At 63.3% G+C, this 16,669-nt stretch carries 16 protein-coding genes; 9 read left to right on the top strand and 7 right to left on the bottom strand.

The genetic code is table 11. The annotated features are described in order from the left end of the window. Positions 1-16: 16 nt before the first annotated feature. From F7R19_RS18215 to F7R19_RS18205, 3 genes are read right to left on the bottom strand one after another with little or no spacing between them, the layout of a single operon-like run. Positions 17-742, bottom strand: a complete 726-nt coding sequence (locus F7R19_RS18215; RefSeq protein ID WP_150981518.1) for a Coq4 family protein — start codon at positions 740-742, stop codon at positions 17-19. Between the two features lie 39 nt (positions 743-781). Further along, positions 782-1,750 carry an alpha/beta fold hydrolase gene (locus F7R19_RS18210; protein ID WP_150981517.1) on the bottom strand — a complete coding sequence of 323 codons (969 nt, stop codon included), beginning with the start codon at positions 1,748-1,750 and terminating at the stop codon, positions 782-784. Next, positions 1,747-3,264, bottom strand: coding sequence for a flavin-containing monooxygenase (locus F7R19_RS18205; RefSeq protein WP_150981516.1), 1,518 nt, complete (start codon positions 3,262-3,264; stop codon positions 1,747-1,749). The genes F7R19_RS18210 and F7R19_RS18205 overlap by 4 nt, the downstream gene beginning before the upstream one ends. A gap of 74 nt (positions 3,265-3,338) precedes the next feature. Here F7R19_RS18205 and F7R19_RS18200 point away from each other — a divergent pair, with 74 nt between their 5' ends. Continuing rightward, positions 3,339-3,965: a TetR/AcrR family transcriptional regulator gene (locus tag F7R19_RS18200; RefSeq protein WP_150981515.1), complete on the top strand. Its 627-nt coding sequence runs from the start codon at positions 3,339-3,341 to the stop codon at positions 3,963-3,965. A gap of 12 nt (positions 3,966-3,977) precedes the next feature. On the opposite strand, the gene nth is transcribed toward F7R19_RS18200, so the two are convergent. Both nth and rsxB read right to left on the bottom strand, forming a co-directional pair. Then, a complete protein-coding gene (nth, locus tag F7R19_RS18195; protein WP_061956015.1) occupies positions 3,978-4,622 on the bottom strand; it encodes an endonuclease III in 645 nt (214 codons plus the stop codon). Continuing rightward, positions 4,619-5,506 (bottom strand): electron transport complex subunit RsxB, encoded by an 888-nt coding sequence (gene rsxB / locus F7R19_RS18190; protein ID WP_150981533.1) that lies wholly within the window; start codon positions 5,504-5,506, stop codon positions 4,619-4,621. The genes nth and rsxB overlap by 4 nt, the downstream gene beginning before the upstream one ends. 210 nt (positions 5,507-5,716) lie before the next feature. On the opposite strand from rsxB, the gene F7R19_RS18185 reads away from it, so the two are divergent. Next, positions 5,717-6,352, top strand: coding sequence for a TetR family transcriptional regulator (locus F7R19_RS18185; RefSeq protein ID WP_150981514.1), 636 nt, complete (start codon positions 5,717-5,719; stop codon positions 6,350-6,352). A gap of 81 nt (positions 6,353-6,433) precedes the next feature. On the opposite strand, the gene F7R19_RS18180 is transcribed toward F7R19_RS18185, so the two are convergent. Together F7R19_RS18180 and F7R19_RS18175 are read right to left on the bottom strand one after the other, a co-directional pair. Continuing rightward, a complete protein-coding gene (locus tag F7R19_RS18180; RefSeq protein WP_150981513.1) occupies positions 6,434-7,672 on the bottom strand; it encodes a polyhydroxyalkanoate depolymerase in 1,239 nt (412 codons plus the stop codon). Between the two features lie 255 nt (positions 7,673-7,927). Then, positions 7,928-9,124 (bottom strand): amino acid aminotransferase, encoded by a 1,197-nt coding sequence (locus F7R19_RS18175; RefSeq protein WP_150981512.1) that lies wholly within the window; start codon positions 9,122-9,124, stop codon positions 7,928-7,930. A 219-nt stretch (positions 9,125-9,343) separates the two neighbouring features. Between F7R19_RS18175 and uvrB the strand changes: the two genes are divergently transcribed. From uvrB to F7R19_RS18140, 7 genes are all read left to right on the top strand, one after another. Beyond that, a complete protein-coding gene (gene uvrB, locus F7R19_RS18170; protein ID WP_061956023.1) occupies positions 9,344-11,437 on the top strand; it encodes an excinuclease ABC subunit UvrB in 2,094 nt (697 codons plus the stop codon). 113 nt (positions 11,438-11,550) lie between these two features. Next, entirely contained in the window at positions 11,551-11,772 is a 222-nt protein-coding gene (locus tag F7R19_RS18165) for a hypothetical protein (protein WP_061956167.1), read from the top strand. Between the two features lie 46 nt (positions 11,773-11,818). Then, a complete protein-coding gene (locus F7R19_RS18160; protein WP_061956025.1) occupies positions 11,819-12,058 on the top strand; it encodes a hypothetical protein in 240 nt (79 codons plus the stop codon). 48 nt (positions 12,059-12,106) lie between these two features. After that, the gene (locus F7R19_RS18155; RefSeq protein ID WP_150981511.1) at positions 12,107-12,583 is read left to right on the top strand and encodes a low molecular weight protein-tyrosine-phosphatase; all 477 of its coding nucleotides are present in this window, start codon (positions 12,107-12,109) and stop codon (positions 12,581-12,583) included. A gap of 2 nt (positions 12,584-12,585) precedes the next feature. After that, complete coding sequence (locus F7R19_RS18150) at positions 12,586-14,664, top strand: site-specific recombinase (protein WP_150981510.1); 2,079 nt, start codon at positions 12,586-12,588, stop codon at positions 14,662-14,664. A gap of 100 nt (positions 14,665-14,764) precedes the next feature. Beyond that, the gene (gene iscR, locus F7R19_RS18145; protein WP_150981509.1) at positions 14,765-15,319 is read left to right on the top strand and encodes a Fe-S cluster assembly transcriptional regulator IscR; all 555 of its coding nucleotides are present in this window, start codon (positions 14,765-14,767) and stop codon (positions 15,317-15,319) included. Positions 15,320-15,394: 75 nt separating this feature from the next. Further along, the gene (locus F7R19_RS18140) at positions 15,395-16,615 is read left to right on the top strand and encodes an IscS subfamily cysteine desulfurase (protein ID WP_061956034.1); all 1,221 of its coding nucleotides are present in this window, start codon (positions 15,395-15,397) and stop codon (positions 16,613-16,615) included. Positions 16,616-16,669 lie beyond the last annotated feature (54 nt).

Here is a 16,669-nt window from a genome sequence, read left to right as displayed (position 1 = left end):
GAAGCGCTTGACGCGCTCAGGCCGTCCATTCGGCGACTGGATTGCACGACAGGTAGCGCACCGGCTGCGCGATGCCCAGGCGTGCGCGCGCGGCCTCGAGCGGCTCGTGCAGCAGCTTTTCGTAATCCTCGCCGAGCAGCCAGCTGGCGCGGCGGCCCAGCCGATAACCCTCTATCACGGCGCGCGCGAATGCGGTGCCGCCGGAAACGCGCAGGCTTTTCAGCGATGCCGCGATGGCGATAAAGGCCCAGCCCTTGCCGCCCGTCTGCGCGTAGCTGAACGCGACCAGCGCCGCCTCCCCGAGACTTTCATCGGCGCGATAACCGGTGAGCACGTGCCAGATATCGTGGATGTCGCGCGTGCGCCGCCCGAACCACATGTACGCGTCCTCGACCACGGGTTCCTGGTCGAGATTCGAGACCTTGGCCAGTCCATCGGCGCTGTAGCCGGTGCGCTCCAGGAACGCGCGGTACGCGGCGCCGACCGTGCCCGGTGCGAACTGCGCGATATAGGCGGGATCGCTCAGGCGCTCGGCCAGCTCGACACGTTGATAGACCATGCGCCGGCCCTCGACCGTGCCCAGCAGCCGACTGAAATTCCTTGGCATCGACGGGCCGTTCAGCGCGCGCATGATGCGGAACACCTGGGCCGTATCGTTGCCATCGGCCATCAGCTTGCGCACGGCTTGCAACGCGGTGAACAAGTCCTGCTTGTAGGGATTCGATTCGGTCGACGTGGCCATCCGGGGCTCCTCGTATCCAGTGTTTCGTGGAGATCTGAACTATGCGGCGACGGCTTCATGCAACTGCAGCGCCGCGTCGCGAACGAAATCGACGCTCGTCTGCACCGCCGTCACCGGCAGCATATGCCCGCCGTTCACCAGCGTCAGGCGCGCGGCCGGCAGCTTGGCCACGAAGGCCTCGCCATTCATCCGGTAGTCGAGGATGCGGTCTTCGCGTCCGAACAGAATGCTGACCGGTACGCGCAGATCGCTGTATCGCGGCAGCAGCGGCGGCAGGCTGTGCGCCACACCGAGCAGATCTTCCGATGCGCCGATGAAATGGCTCGGCCGCAGTGCCAGCAGGCCGCCGCCGCGCGTCGGGAAATCGGCGGGCACGGCATCGGGGCCGAAGACGATATTCATGACCTGTTCGCGGCGCCGGATCGACATCGGAATCACCAGCGTCCACGCGATCAGCTTGCGCACGAAAGCGCTTTGCACGGCCATCGCCCGGAACACTGGTGACACCGCTTCGGGCGGATGGGTGAGCGGGGCGATCAACGCCAGCCCGCCCACGCGGTCCGGATGATAGGTGGCCAGCGCCAGCGAAATCGCGCCGCCCAGCGAGTGGCCAACCACCAGCGGTTTGTGCAGGCCGAGCTGGTCGATGAGCGCCGCCAGCGTGTCGGCCTGCGCGCGCAGGTCGGCAGCCGCGCCCGGTTGCCGCGTCGAATATCCCGCGCCGGGGCGATCGACGGCGATCACACGGAAGTCGCGCGATAGCGGCTCGATCATGCCGTAATCGAAATTGGCCAACTGGCCGGACAGGCCGTGTACCAGCAGCACGGCAGGGCCGTTGCCGCGTTCGACCACATGCAGTCGCGCGCCGGGCACATCGACAAAGCGACCGGTGGGCGGCAGCGCGGCCTCGATCTTGCGCGTGGTGCGCCAGGTGAACACGAAAAGCAGCGCCAGTAGCGCGGCGCCTGCCGCGGCAACGGCGAGTACAAGCACGAGCAGGACGTTCATGGTTGGGTCCGGGCGATCGGGTTGCTGGTGGGTGCGGTGGCGGCCTGCGCGGTGTCGAAGTGCAGCACGCCGTCGTCGATGCGGCCATGGCGGATCGTCAGCATGTCCATGAGGTAATTCTGATAGACGCGCCACGGTTTGCGATGCCCCTGCCGCGGCAGCACATGGGCCGCGCGCTGGACGTAGCCGGAGCTGAAGTCGAGGAACGGCGCTGCCTGGACGTCCGGATCGACCAGTGGCATGGCAAACCGGTATGCGCGGCGATCCATGAACCGCAGCAGCCGGCACACGTATTCGGCAGTGAGATCGGCCTTCAGCGTCCACGATGCATTGGTGTAGCCGAACGCCAGCACCAGGTTGGGTACATTGCTCAGCATCATGCCTTTGTAGGCCAGGCACTCCGATGGCCGGCGCGGTTTGCCGTCGACGGTCAGCGCGATGTCGCCGAGCATATTCAGTTTCAGACCGGTGGCAGCCACCACGACGTCGGCGGGCAAGGTCTTGCCCGATTTAAGCGCAATGCCGTCGGCGGTGAAGCGATCGATCTGATCGGTCACGATCGATGCGCGGCCGTTGCGGATTTCGCGGAACAGATCGCCGTCTGGCACCAGGCAGACGCGCTGATCCCAGGGGTTATAGCGCGGCGTCAGATGCGTATCGACATCGAAGCCCGGTTCAAGCTGCGCCGCGGCCATGCCGACCAGACGTTGCTTCACCTTCTGCGGCCGGCGTCGCGCCAGCTGGAAGAAGAACATCCCCAGCAGCACGTTCTTCCAGCGCGTGGCGCGATAGGCCAGCCGCTCCGGCAGCACGCGGCGCAGGCGCTGCGCGATCGCGTCTTCGCCCGGGCGCGTCACGATGTAGGTGGGCGAGCGCTGCAGCATCGTCACGTGCTGCGCCGTGTCGGCCATCGCGGGCACCAGCGTGACGGCCGTAGCGCCGCTGCCGATCACCACCACACGCTTGCCCGCATAGTCGATCGATGGGTCCCAGAACTGCGGATGGACGATCTGGCCTCGGAAATTTTCTTCGTCCGGAAATTTCGGACGATGCCCTTCCGCATAGCTGTAATAGCCCGCGCAAACATAGAGCAGCCGCGCGCGCAGTCGCTGGCGCAAACCGTCCGCTGAACGCTCGGCTTCCACGGTCCAGCACGCGTCGTGGCTGCTCCACGCCGCGCTGACGACTTTGTGGCCGAAACGGATGTGCGGGGTGATGCCTGCCTCGTCGGCGGTTTCGCGGATGTAGGCCAGGATCGACGGCCCGTCGGCAATGGCCTTGGCGCCGCGCCAGGGCTTGAAGCGGTAGCCGAGCGTGTACATGTCCGAATCCGAGCGGATGCCGGGATAGCGGAACAGATCCCAGGTGCCGCCTACGGCATCGCGGGCTTCCAGGATGGCGAAGCGCTTGTCCGGACAGCGCTGCTGCAGGTGCCGGGCGGCACCGATACCGGAGAGGCCGGCGCCTACGATCAGTACGTCGAGAACTGCGTCATCGGGAAGCGGGGCGGTCATGACGGGAGCCGGTCGAGTTGGGGCTTCTGACAACATAGGTTGTCAGAAGCGATCTGACAATAGGGAATGTCATAATGGCGCGCATGACCACCGAGCTCTCCCCCGCGCGCCGCTATCGCGGCGCTGACGCCGACGAGCGCCGCGCCCAGCGACGCGATCAGCTTATCGCCGCGGCCGTGCAAGTGTACGGCGAACGCGGCTATCAGAACGCCACGGTCAAGGCCGTCTGCGAAGCGGCGGGACTGACCGAGCGATATTTTTACGAATCGTTTGCCAACAGTGAAGCGTTGCTACTGGCGTCGTTTCAAACAGTCACGCACCGGCTGCTGCATAAACTCGAGCATGCCGGCGAGGCGGCGGGCGGCGACGGCCAGCATCGCGCGCTGGCGATGCTGCGCACCTATTTCGGCACGCTGCAATGCGAGCCGCGCTCGGCGCGGGTGTTCCTGGTGGAGATTCGCGGCGTCAGCAAGCCGGTGGACGAGGCGCTGGGCGTGTCGCTGCGCGAGTTTGGCGGACTGCTGGCGCGCACCTTGCTGCCCGGCTGCCCGGCTGCCGATCCAATGCTGCTCGCGGGGATCGCGGGCGGCATCATTCACGTGGCGCTGCATTGGATCCGCGAAGGCTATGCACCCGACGTCGAGTCGGTGGCGGCCACCGCGTTGCGGCTGGCGCTGGTGCTGACACACCGCGCGCCTTGATGGCGGCGACGCCTACGATTTCGGCGCCGGCGTCTTTTCCCTGAACTCGCAGAGCGGCTCGATCGCGCAATGCCAGCATTCGGGCTTGCGCGCCTTGCACACGTATCGGCCGTGAAGAATCAGCCAGTGGTGTGCATCGTGCAGGAAGTCTTTCGGCACCACCTTCAACAGTTTCTGCTCCACTTCGTCGACATTCTTGCCCGGTGCCAGGCCGGTGCGATTGGCCACGCGAAAGATATGGGTGTCGACCGCGATGGTCGGATGGCCAAATGCCACGTTGAGCACCACGTTGGCCGTTTTCCGCCCCACGCCCGGCAGCGCTTCGAGCGCTTCGCGCACGGGCGGGACCTTGCCGCCATGCTGCTCGACAAGGATCCGGCACGTTGCCATCACATGCTTGGCCTTGGTCTTGTACAGGCCGATCGTCTTGATGTATTCGATCAGCCCATCCTCGCCCAGATCCAGAATCTGTTGCGGTGTGTGTGCCACGGGAAACAACTTGCGCGTGGCCTTGTTCACGCCCACATCGGTGGCTTGCGCGGACAGCAGCACCGCAATCAGCAATTCGAACGGCGAACTGTATTCCAGCTCCGTTTCCGGCGTCGGATTGACTTCGCGCAGGGTTTCAAAGATCGCAAGGCGCTTGGCGGGATTCATCGCGGAGGATTGCTGTCGTCGTTCTTGTTCTGGCTGCCGGCGTCAGCGGGATCGTCGGCGCGGCCTGCATGATCGGCGCCATCGGCACCATCGGCATGATCGGCGTGATCGGCTTCGGGCGGGGCTGTGCCGATGGCGAGCCGGGCACGGCGCGCCTCTGCGGCATCGATCTGCGCCTGCACGGCGGGCGACACGTTTTCGGTGTTGCGCGGTTTTGCCGCTGCGGCCTTCTGGCGCGCGCGTTCGATCGCCGCCTGGATGATCGCTTTCTTGCGCGCTTGCGCGGCCTGTTCGGCTTCGCTCGCGGCGGATTCGGCCTGCAGCGCTTCAAGCTTTGCGGCGGCTTTGGCGGCGAGGCGCGCGTCGTTTTCCGCGCGTTCGCGCACCAGCCGCTCGCGGCGCGCCAGATGACGGACGTGCGCGATGTCGGCCTGCTCCTGCGACCATGCCGCCCAACCAGTCTTCGCGCCGGTGACCGGGATCATGGCGATGCAATCGACCGGGCAGGGCGCCACGCAAAGGTCGCAGCCGGTGCACCAGTCCGGCAGCACGGTATGCATCTGCTTGGCCGCGCCGACGATGGCATCGACGGGACACGCCTGGATGCAGAGCGTGCAGCCGATACACAGCGACTCGTCGATCCGGGCCACGGTGCGCGGCTGTTCGATGCCGCGCTCGGGGTCCAGCGGTTGGGGTGCCACGCCCAGCAAGGCGGATAGTCGCACCACACCCTCGGCGCCGCCCGGCGGGCAGCGGTTGCTTGCGGCCTCGCCCGCGGCCATGGCTTCGGCGTAGGGGCGGCAGCCATCGAACCCGCATTTGGTGCATTGGGTTTGCGGCAGCAGGGCTTCAAGGCGGTCTGCCAGGCTGTCGCCGGCAGCGATCGATTGGGTGTGGATCACGACGTAAAACGGTTTTCGAGGGGAGCGGCTGCGACGTGGCGGGTCTGTGGCGCGCCTGCGCGGCAAGGATTATCCCCGATTTCGCCGCAGTGCAGAAAAGGCGATCATGCGGCGTCACTCGATAGGGGAGAGGCCGCCGCAAGCCGGGTGACACGCTATGCCATAATCCGCGCAACTGACAGACGGAATTTCATGTCGAACGAGCCAAGAACCAAGCGGGATCCCGAGGGCACACGCCGACGCATTATGGCGGCAGCCACCGAGGAATTTGCCAAGGGCGGTCTGGCCGGTGCACGCGTCGACCAGATCGCACGTCGCGCCGAAACCAACGAGCGCATGCTGTACTACTACTACGGCAGCAAGGAAGGCCTGTTTTTGGCCGTGCTGGAAAGGCAGTACGCCGAATTTCGTGCCGCCGAAGAGCAACTGCATATCACCGATGAAGATCCGGTGGCGGCGGTACGGACCCTGGCCCGCTTTATATGGGACTGGTATTACGCGCATCCGGAATTCATCCGCCTGGTCAACAGCGAAAACCTGCATGAGGCGCGTCATCTGAAGAAATCGGCGCAACTGCATGAGCTGATCAATCCGGTGGTGGACGTGCTGGCCGATGTGATTCAGCGCGGACAGAAGCAGGGCGTATTTCGCGACCAGATCGATGTGCCGCAGTTCTACCTGACGATTTCGGCGCTGGGCTATTACGTGCTGTCCAACCGCTATACGATCAGTGCGGTGATCGGTCGCGATGTGGCGTCGGAAGAAGAGCATGCGCGCTTTGCCGAATTGCACACCGATATGCTGCTGTCCTACCTGACCAATCGTTGAACCGACCTTTCTGATCGGGACGGCGCCAAGACAAAACGCCCGCGAAAAATTCGCGGGCGTTTTGTCTGGCGGCTTGCCGGATCAATACTTGCGGATGAATTCGCGCAGTTCCGGATAGATGTTCTCGCGCCAGCGACGGCCCGAAAAAATCCCGTAGTGACCGCACTTCGGCGCAGTGATGTGCTGCTTGCGCGTTTTCGGAATGCCCGCGCACAGGTCGTGCGCGGCTGCGGTCTGGCCCGCTCCGGAGATATCGTCGAGTTCGCCTTCGATCGTCAGCAAGGCCGTGCCCTTGATGTCCTGCGGACGCACCGGCGCGCCGTCGATTTCCCACGTGCCGTTGGCTAGGCGGAATTCCTGGAACACCTCGCGAATCGTATCCAGATAATATTCGGCGGCCATGTCGAGTACCGCGTTGTACTCGTCGTAGAACTTCACGTGGGCCTCGGCATTGTCGGCATCGCCTTCGATCAGGCTCAGGTAATAGTCGTAGTGCGATGACAGATGGCGATCCGGGTTCATTGCCACGAATCCCGCATGCTGCAGGAAGCCCGGATACACCTTGCGGCCGTGGCCGGGATAATTGGCCGGCACGGTGTAGATGACGTTGTTCTCGAACCACTCGAACGATTTGTTGGTGGCCAGCGAATTGACCGACGTCGGGCTTTTGCGCGCGTCGATCGGACCGCCCATCATGGTCATCGTGCGCGGCGTCTTCTCCCCGGCCGAGGCCATCAGCGAAATGGCCGCCAACACCGGTACGGTCGGCTGGCAGACGGAAATCACATGCAGGTTTTCGGCGCCGATATGGCGGATGAATTCCTGGATGTAATAGATGTAGTCGGACAAATGGAAGCTGCCGCTTTCCACCGGCACCATGCGCGCGTCGACCCAGTCCGTGACGTAGACCTTGTGGTCCTGCAGCAAGGTGCGCACGGTATCGCGCAGCAGCGTGGCGTGGTGGCCGGACAGCGGCGCGCAAACCAGTACGACCGGCTCGTCCTTGAGCAGCTTGATGGTTTCCGGGTCGTCCGCGTAGCGCTTGAAGCGGATCAGTTTGCAGAATGGCTTTTCCAGCACGGCCTGTTCGACGATGGGAATGTCGCGGCCGTTGGAACGGACAGCCTTGATATCAAAGGCTGGTTTTTCGTATTCCTTGCCGAGCCGGTAGAGCAGCTCATATCCCGCAGCCATCCGCGGCGCACCGGGAATCAGCGATAACGGGCTGAGGGGATTGGTAAATGTCTTGGCTGTCGCCTGAGCCCAGGCGGTCAACGGGTTCAGCATCGAGCGCTGAAATTCATGCAATTGGTAAAGCATGCTTGTCTAGCCTTTCTGGTCGCGAGTGCTTGTCGCGCAACGATTATGCCCGCAATCGAACGATCGTGCTCTGCAGCATATGCCGCCAACTTACCCGACCAAGCAGGGAGGACGATAGGACATCGGCCGTAAATCCTGATGACAACGCTGAAGAAAAGAAAAAGGCGACCCGGAGCGCACTCCGGATCGCCTTTTCATGTCGCGGGTGTTGCTTTTTTGCGCAACCGCCGCGAGGCGTCTTTGCGGACGCCTGGCTTAGTAGACCGCTGCGATAGCGTTTACCACGGCGTCGATGTTGCGGCTGTTTAGCGCGGCCACGCAGATGCGGCCGGTGCTGACGGCGTAAATGCCGTGTTCGGTGCGCAGCGTGTCGACCTGAGCCGAAGTCAGGCCCGAGTACGAGAACATGCCGCGCTGGGCTTTCACGAACGAGAAGTCGCCGGGCACGCCCTTGGCGGCCAGCTTGTCGACCAGGGCGTTGCGCATCAGCTTGATGCGGTCGCGCATTTCACCCAGTTCTTCTTCCCACATGGCGCGCAGCTCGGGGCTGTTCAGCACGGTGGCCACCACGGTGCCGCCGTGGGTCGGCGGGTTGGAATAGTTGGTGCGGATCACGCGCTTGACCTGCGACATCACGCGCTGTGCCTCTTCCTTGCCGGTGGTGACGATCGACAGCGCGCCGACGCGTTCGCCATACAGCGAGAAGCTCTTCGAGAACGAGCTGGACACGAAGAACGGCAGGCCCGATTCGGCAAACAGACGCACTGCGGCGCCGTCCGGGTCGATGCCTTCGGCAAAGCCCTGGTAGGCCATGTCCAGGAACGGAATCAGGTTGCGTTCCTTGACCAGTTCGACCACTTGCTTCCATTGGGCTTCGTTCAGGTCGACGCCGGTCGGGTTGTGGCAGCAGGCGTGCAGAACGACGATCGTGTTGGCCGGGTACGACTTCAGCGATTCGACCATGCCGGCGAAGTTCAGGCCGTGGCTGGCGGCGTCGTAATAGGCATAGTTGACCACCGGGAAACCGGCGGCTTCGAACAGCGCGCGGTGGTTTTCCCAGCTCGGGTCGCTAATGGCGACGGAGGCGTTCGGGTACAGACGCTTCAGGAAGTCGGCGCCGATCTTGAGCGCGCCGGTGCCGCCAAGTGCTTGGGCGGTCACAACGCGGCCTTCGGTGATGAGGGCCGAATCCTTGCCGAACAGCAGCGTTTGCACGGCCTGGTCGTAGGCGGCAATGCCTTCGATGGGCAGGTAGCCGCGCGGCGTGGCGGTGGCCAGGCGCGCTTTCTCGGCTTCCTGCACGGCGCGCAGCAGCGGAATTTTCCCTTCGTCCGTGAAGTACACGCCAACACCCAGATTCACCTTCGTGGAACGCGTATCGGCATTGAATGCTTCATTCAGGCCCAGGATCGGGTCGCGCGGGGCCATCTCGACGGCAGAAAACAAACTCATTTGGAATCTCGTGGTCAGCTGTGTAACAAAACGGAGGGCGTAGAATGCTTCGGACTGCGCTGTGGCTGCGTCGGAACATGGTCCGGTCGAATCCGGGGCGTCTGACACTCCTGACAGAACCTGACAGCAGCGTTCAGGCACACTGGCCTTGAACCGATCCGCGCAACCCCAAGATTCTAGCGTAATCCGCCAGTATTCCTCAGGTTTTTCCCTACGTTTATGACGAATCTCGCCGAAGTCGCCCCCGCCCTGGATGAAGACAAATTCGTCTCTTTTCCGGGGTCGCCGTTCCAGCTGTACCAGCCGTTTCCGCCCGCCGGCGACCAGCCCGAGGCCATCCGGCAACTGGTGGAAGGGGTGCAGGACGGACTCTCATACCAGACGTTGCTGGGCGTGACCGGCTCGGGCAAGACCTTCACAATGGCCAATGTGATCGCTCGCCTTGGGCGCCCGGCCATCGTTTTCGCGCCGAACAAGACCCTCGCGGCGCAGCTTTATTCGGAATTCCGGGAATTTTTCCCGCGCAACGCGGTGGAGTATTTCGTCAGCTACTACGACTACTACCAGCCCGAGGCCTATGTGCCTCAGCGCGATTTGTTCATCGAGAAGGATTCGTCGATCAACGAACATATCGAGCAGATGCGCCTGTCGGCCACCAAGAGCCTGCTCGAGCGTCGCGACACGATTATCGTGGCGACCGTTTCGGCCATTTACGGTATCGGCAATCCCAGCGAATACCACCAGATGATCCTGACGCTGCGCATGGGCGACAAGATCAGTCAGCGCGACGTCATCGCGCGTCTGATCGCGATGCAGTACACGCGCAACGAAACCGATTTCCAGCGCGGCAGTTTCCGCGTGCGTGGCGATACGCTCGACATCTTTCCGGCCGAACACGCCGAAATGGCCGTCCGTGTGGAACTGTTCGACGACGAGGTCGACTCGCTGCAGTTTTTCGATCCGCTGACCGGCCGCGTGCGGCAGAAGATTCCGCGTTTCACGGTGTATCCGTCCAGCCATTACGTCACGCCGCGCGAAACCGTGCTGCGCGCGATCGAGGACATCAAGGTGGAATTGCGCGAGCGGCTCGATTTCTTCTACAAGGAAAATCGGCTCGTCGAGGCCCAGCGCCTTGAGCAGCGCACGCGCTTCGATCTGGAAATGCTTTCGGAACTGGGTTTCTGCAAGGGCATCGAAAATTATTCGCGCCATCTTTCAGGAGCCAAGCCGGGCGAGCCGCCGCCCACGCTGGTCGATTATCTGCCGCCCGATGCGCTGATGTTCCTCGACGAATCGCACGTGCTGATCGGCCAGTTGAACGGCATGTACAACGGCGACCGCGCGCGCAAGACCACGCTGGTCGAATATGGCTTCCGCCTGCCGTCGGCGCTCGACAACCGGCCGCTCAAGTTCGACGAATACGAGCGCAAGATGCGCCAGGCGGTATTCGTGACCGCCACACCGGCCAATTATGAAAAGGAACACGCGGGGCAGGTCGTGGAACAGGTGGTGCGTCCCACCGGACTTGTCGATCCGATTATCGAAGTGCGGCCGGCCACCACGCAGGTGGACGACCTGTTAAGCGAGATCCACCTGCGCGTGAAGGTCAACGAGCGCGTGCTGGTGACCACGCTGACCAAGCGCATGGCCGAACAGCTCACCGAATTTCTGTCCGAGAACGGCGTCAAGGTGCGCTATCTGCATTCGGATATCGATACTGTCGAGCGCGTCGAGATCATTCGCGATCTGCGGCTTGGCACCTTCGATGTGCTGGTCGGGATCAACCTGCTGCGCGAGGGCCTCGATATTCCGGAAGTGTCGCTCGTGGCGATTCTCGATGCGGACAAGGAAGGTTTTCTGCGTGCGGAGCGGTCGCTAATTCAGACCATCGGCCGCGCGGCGCGCAATGTGAACGGCATGGCCATTCTTTATGCCGATCGCATGACCGATTCGATGAAGGTGGCGATTCAGGAAACCGAACGCCGCCGCATCAAGCAGACCGCGTACAACGAAGCGCATGGCATCGTCCCGCGTGGCGTGGTCAAGCGCATCAAGGACATTATCGACGGCGTGTATGACGCCAACGAGGTCAAGGCAGAATTGACCGCCGCTGCGGAACGCGCCAAATACGAGGATATGAGCGAGAAGCAGGTATCCCGGGAAATCAAGCGTCTGGAGAAGCAGATGCTGGACCACGCCAAGAATCTCGAATTCGAAAAAGCGGCTCAGGTGCGGGATCAATTGAGCAAGCTGCGCGCGCAGGTATTTGGCGGCGCCGCGGACGGCGACCATCTGCTGCCGCCGTCAAGTTGAGGGGATACCGGATCAGCTTCTGATGCGCATGCGGCGCGAAGGCATCCTATAGTGGTTAGGGCCTGTTTTTGAACAATGGGAACCCAGACTCTGCCGCCAACCAGGAGCGCGCCATGGTGACACAGTTCGAATATGGTGGTTATGCCGTTGTGGCCCGCGCGATCCCGCATGCGGGCGGCGGCTTCGCCGGAAAGCTGACGATTGCCGATGCATTTGGCGAGCCCGGCGGACCCACGTTTGAAACGGAAACCGGCGCGGCCCAGACGCCCGAGGCGGCACTTGCCCTGGCTGAGGCCGAAGCCATGCGCACGATCGATGCCGGCGAAGTGAATTGACCCAGGCCACGGGTCAATACAAGACACAGTCGGCCAGGAGACATTGATGGCCTACCGCAGTGAATGGAAAAAGAAGGTTTTCGACACGCACGAGATCCAGGTGCTGGTGAAACTCCGGACGCCGATCGAATGGGAATACACGGTGCGAGTTTGCCGCAAGGGCACGAATATTCGCGCCGCTGGCACGCTGCTCGAATCCTCCCCGCCGAGCGAGCATTTCGCGACACCCGAAGACGCCGAGACCGCCGGTTTCGCGCGCGGCCGTCAACTCGCCGAACAGCTTTAGCCGGCGATTGCGCATCGGCGCCGGTGCGCGGCAGGTAGAATCGCGCCGATGAAAAAATACGCCATTCTGATGTGCTGCATGGGCAATATCTGCCGTTCCCCCACGGCGGAGGGCGTGCTGCGCGCCAAGCTGCAGGCCGCCGGCCTGGCCGATCAGGTCGAACTGGATTCGGCCGGCACGCACAACTATCACGTTGGGCGGCCGCCCGATGCGCGCAGTCAGCGCCATGCGCTGCGGCGCGGTTACGATCTGTCGTCGCTGCGCGCGCGTCAGGTTGACGTGACCGATTTCGACCGCTTCGATCTCGTGCTGGCCATGGATCACGCCAATCTGGCGGCGCTGCGCGCGCTGCATCCCGACGGCGCCGCGAAGGTGCGCCTGCTGATGAGCTTCGCAGGCGATGCACGCGCAGACGAAGTGCCCGATCCCTATTACGGCGAAGGCGATGGATTCGAGCGCGTGCTCGACTACGTCGAGGACGCCTGCGACGGCGTGATCGCGTTTCTCGCACAACGGCTGGCTTGACGATGCGTTTGCTGTTTCGTAAATGGCGTGAATCGCGCAGCGCCAGTCTTCAGCTCGACGCCATCCTGGCAGCGGCCGATCCCGACGCGCCGCTGGCCGAGCGTAACGCCTGGCTGGTCGAACTTGGCTACTGGCTGCGGCGCGACGGCAACCCCGGGGTGGAGCAAGACGGCGATGCAAGCGCTGCGCGCCGCTATCCCGAGCACGTGCGCCTGCGCTATCTGCTGCAGGTTCTGGCGCGCCATCCCGAGTGGTCCGACAGCTTCGCCCGCACGGTGCGCGCCATCGTGCGCGACAACGATCCAACCGCGCTGTTCTGCGATACCGGCGTGGCGTCGCACCCTGGCATCTGGGGCGAGATGGTCGACCGCCTGCAGGCGCGGTTTCTGCCGCCGCCACCCAATCGCAGCGATATGGCGGCATTGTTCGCGCTGCTGTTTGTCGACGACAACGACGCCGAGTGGGTGGAAGCGCTCGACAACGAACTCGTCGAGCGCCTCGGGATGGCCGTGTTGTCCGACGCGGACGAGGGCGTGGAGCGCTTTCACGTCGCGCGTGAGGCCACGCTGACGACCAGCATTCAGGTGCTGGTGAGCCACGTCAAGGCCACCGGGCTGAGTCAGGCAATCCGCTCGCGCCTGCACGGGCGCGTCGAAGACACGCCGTTCTATCGGCTCGATACCGCCATCGTCGCGCTCTGCGAGGAAGGCCTTGCGCATGATGGCGCAACGTTCGCGCATCGTCTGAACTACTTCCGGGCCTTGCTCGACGGCTGCCATGCCGCGGCGCGCCAGGTCTACGACGACCTCGAGGAAAACGGCGTATCGGTGGAGGTGGTGTTCCAGATCGAGCGCATGAAGGCGCAACTGTCGCGTATCGACCTGCTGCTCAATGCCTGGGTCGATCCTTCGCGCCGCGAACGTCATGCGCACCTGATCGCCGAACTGATTCGCTCGACGCAGGCGCGCCGCAGCGTCGGACATCTGCTTGGCACGTCGTTCGCGCAGCTGGCGCGCAAGGTGGTGGAGCGTTCGGCCGAAACGGGCGAGCACTACATCACGCGCGACCGCAGGGAATATGGCGAACTGATGCGTGCGGCAGCGGGCGGCGGATTGGTGACCGTGATCACGGTCTATCTGAAGTTCCTGATCTATGGCCTGCACCTCGACAAATTCACCGAAGGCTTTCTCGCATCGCTGAACTACGCGGGCAGCTTTCTGGCGATCCATTTCGCGCATTTCACGCTGGCCACCAAACAGCCCGCGATGACCGGTCCGGCGCTCGCGCACCGGCTCGATGGCGCGGGGCGGCCGGACGGGCGCGAGCTGTTTGTCGATGACACGATCGCGATGATCCGCTCCAATGCGGCGGCGATCTTCGGCAATCTTTCGGTGGTATTTCCGGTGGCATTCGCGCTGCAATGGCTCGCCGCGAAGCTGCTCGGCACCAACCTGATCACGCCAGCCAAGGCCATCGCCACGATCGAATCGTTTTCGATTCTTGGCCCGACGCCGTTGTATGCGGTGTTCACGGGCGTGTTGCTGTGGCTGTCGAGCCTGATCGCCGGCTGGGCCGACAACTGGTTTGCGCTGCATCGCGTGCACGACGTGATGGCTTACAACCGTCGCCTGCGCTATGTGCTGGGACAGCGCGGCGCCACGCGCCTGGCGGATTTCTGGAAGCGCAACCTGTCGGGCATCACCGCCAATGTGTCGCTCGGATTCCTGCTGGGCCTGGGGCCCGAGATCCTGAGCTTCGTCGGCCCCCATATGGAAGTGCGTCACGTCACGCTTTCCACCGGATCGGTGGGGGCGGCGCTTGGCGTGCTGGGCGTCAATGCGCTGCGCATGCCGTCTCTGTGGCTGGCCGTGGCGGGAATCGCGCTGATGGGTGTGCTGAACGTCGCGGTGAGCTTCGCGTTGGCGTTCTATATGGCGTTGCGATCACGCAACCTGCGGCGCGTCGATCGCAAGGCGTTGGTAGGGGCGGTGCGGCGGCGCATCGTCAGGCATCCGATGTCACTGTTGATTCCGCCGCGCAGCAAGCCGGAGTCCCCGGCCGCGGAACGCTCATCGTTATAGCGGGTGGAACAGTGCGTTGCAGCAAGGGGAACTTGACTGATTTAGTCGGGATATCGTAAACTCGACCGAAATTCTCAAGTATTCCCTCTCCCCGAGCATCATGAGACTGACCACCAAAGGCCGTTTTGCGGTAACCGCCATGATTGACCTGGCCATGCGCCAGGATCAGGGACCCGTCACCCTGGCCGGCATCAGCCAGCGTCAGAAAATTTCCCTGTCGTACCTCGAGCAGTTGTTCGGCAAGCTGCGCCGCCACGAAATCGTGGAAAGCGTGCGCGGCCCGGGCGGCGGATACAGCCTCGCCCGCAAGGCCGAGGACGTCACCGTGGCGGACATCATCATCGCCGTGGACGAGCCGCTGGACGCCACGCAGTGCGGGGGAAAAGGCAATTGTAACGGCGACGACGGATCCGGGCGCTGCATGACCCACGAACTGTGGGCCACGCTGAACCAGAAGATGGTCGAGTACCTCGACTCTGTGTCGCTGAAACATCTGGTCGACCAGCAGCGCGCGCGGCAACCGGCGGTGTTGCACGACATGCGCGAAGACGCCGCGCAGCAGCCAGTGACCGTGGCCCGTGGCAAATCGGGGAAACAGGAAAAGCCCGCACGCGCCCGCATGGTCAATTCGGTCTTCAGTCTTGCGCAGTCCTGAGCAAGATTGCAGTAACCGATCTAAACTATTAGTAGGCAGTACGCGATTAGCGATCCCTATAAGGCAGTCATAACGATGAGCACCACCCCACATTTCCCGATCTATATGGATTACTCGGCGACCACGCCGGTGGACCCGCGCGTGGCCGACAAGATGATTCCGTACCTGCGCGAGCAGTTCGGCAATCCCGCTTCGCGCAGCCATGCCTATGGCTGGGACGCCGAGCGCGCCGTGGAAGAGGCGCGCGAGCAGGTGGCGGCGCTGGTTGGCGCCGACCCGCGGGAAATCGTGTGGACGTCTGGCGCCACCGAGTCGGACAACCTCGCCATCAAGGGCGCGGCCAATTTCTACTCGGGCAAGGGCAAGCACATCATCACCGTAAAGACCGAGCACAAGGCCGTGCTGGACACCACGCGTGAGCTGGAACGCCAAGGCTTCGAGGTGACGTACCTCGACGTCAAGGACGACGGCCTGATCGACATGGACGTGTTCAAGCAGGCGATCCGCCCGGACACGATCCTGGTTTCGGTGATGCTCGTGAACAACGAGATCGGCGTGATCCAGGACGTCGAGCAGATCGGCGAGATCTGCCGCGACAAGGGCATCATCTTCCATTGCGACGCCGCACAGGCCACCGGCAAGGTGCTGATCAACCTGGCCACGCTGAAGTGCGACCTGATGTCGTTCTCGGCCCACAAGACCTATGGCCCGAAGGGCATTGGCGCGCTGTACGTGCGTCGCAAGCCGCGCGTGCGCATCGAGGCGCAGATGCACGGCGGCGGCCACGAGCGCGGCATGCGCTCGGGCACGCTGGCCACGCACCAGATCGTCGGCATGGGCGAGGCATTCCGTCTGGCCCGCGAAGAAATGGCCACGGAAAACGAGCGTATCCGCATGCTGCGCGACCGCCTGTGGAACGGCCTGTCGAGCATGGAAGAGGTGTACCTGAACGGCTCGATGGAACATCGTGTGCCGCACAACCTCAACGTCAGCTTCAACTACGTGGAAGGTGAATCGCTGATCATGGCCATCAAGGACGTGGCCGTGTCGTCGGGTTCGGCCTGCACGTCCGCGTCGCTGGAGCCGTCGTATGTGTTGCGCGCGCTCGGCCGCAACGACGAACTCGCGCATAGCTCGATCCGCTTTACGGTGGGCCGTTTCACCACCGAAGCCGAAATCGACTACACCGTCGAGCTGCTCAAGAACAAGATCGGCAAGCTGCGCGAATTGTCGCCGCTGTGGGAAATGTTCAAGGACGGCGTCGACCTGAATTCGATCCAGTGGGCTGCGCACTGAACGCAGGCCAGGCAACAAGAAAAACCCCATAAAGATTCGTCAGAGGTAGCCAAA

It is taken from the genome of Cupriavidus pauculus, assembly GCF_008801835.1.
Lineage (GTDB): Bacteria > Pseudomonadota > Gammaproteobacteria > Burkholderiales > Burkholderiaceae > Cupriavidus > Cupriavidus pauculus.
The sequence above is the reverse complement of the archived record's forward strand: the minus strand, read 5'-3'. Positions and strand labels throughout refer to the sequence as shown.

Excerpts from the sequence above, each read along its gene's own strand:
- F7R19_RS18175 (WP_150981512.1), bottom strand. The coding sequence starts at position 9,124 with ATGAGTTTGTTTTCTGCCGTCGAGATGGCCCCGCGCGACCCGATCCTG.
- F7R19_RS18180 (WP_150981513.1), bottom strand. The coding sequence starts at position 7,672 with ATGCTTTACCAATTGCATGAATTTCAGCGCTCGATGCTGAACCCGTTG.
- F7R19_RS18185 (WP_150981514.1), top strand. The coding sequence starts at position 5,717 with ATGTCGAACGAGCCAAGAACCAAGCGGGATCCCGAGGGCACACGCCGA.
- F7R19_RS18215 (WP_150981518.1), bottom strand. The coding sequence starts at position 742 with ATGGCCACGTCGACCGAATCGAATCCCTACAAGCAGGACTTGTTCACC.
- iscR (WP_150981509.1), top strand. The coding sequence starts at position 14,765 with ATGAGACTGACCACCAAAGGCCGTTTTGCGGTAACCGCCATGATTGAC.
- F7R19_RS18140 (WP_061956034.1), top strand. The coding sequence starts at position 15,395 with ATGAGCACCACCCCACATTTCCCGATCTATATGGATTACTCGGCGACC.
- F7R19_RS18210 (WP_150981517.1), bottom strand. The coding sequence starts at position 1,750 with ATGAACGTCCTGCTCGTGCTTGTACTCGCCGTTGCCGCGGCAGGCGCC.
- F7R19_RS18205 (WP_150981516.1), bottom strand. The coding sequence starts at position 3,264 with ATGACCGCCCCGCTTCCCGATGACGCAGTTCTCGACGTACTGATCGTA.
- F7R19_RS18160 (WP_061956025.1), top strand. The coding sequence starts at position 11,819 with ATGGCCTACCGCAGTGAATGGAAAAAGAAGGTTTTCGACACGCACGAG.
- F7R19_RS18200 (WP_150981515.1), top strand. The coding sequence starts at position 3,339 with ATGGCGCGCATGACCACCGAGCTCTCCCCCGCGCGCCGCTATCGCGGC.
- uvrB (WP_061956023.1), top strand. The coding sequence starts at position 9,344 with ATGACGAATCTCGCCGAAGTCGCCCCCGCCCTGGATGAAGACAAATTC.
- F7R19_RS18155 (WP_150981511.1), top strand. The coding sequence starts at position 12,107 with ATGAAAAAATACGCCATTCTGATGTGCTGCATGGGCAATATCTGCCGT.
- F7R19_RS18150 (WP_150981510.1), top strand. The coding sequence starts at position 12,586 with ATGCGTTTGCTGTTTCGTAAATGGCGTGAATCGCGCAGCGCCAGTCTT.
- nth (WP_061956015.1), bottom strand. The coding sequence starts at position 4,622 with ATGAATCCCGCCAAGCGCCTTGCGATCTTTGAAACCCTGCGCGAAGTC.
- F7R19_RS18165 (WP_061956167.1), top strand. The coding sequence starts at position 11,551 with ATGGTGACACAGTTCGAATATGGTGGTTATGCCGTTGTGGCCCGCGCG.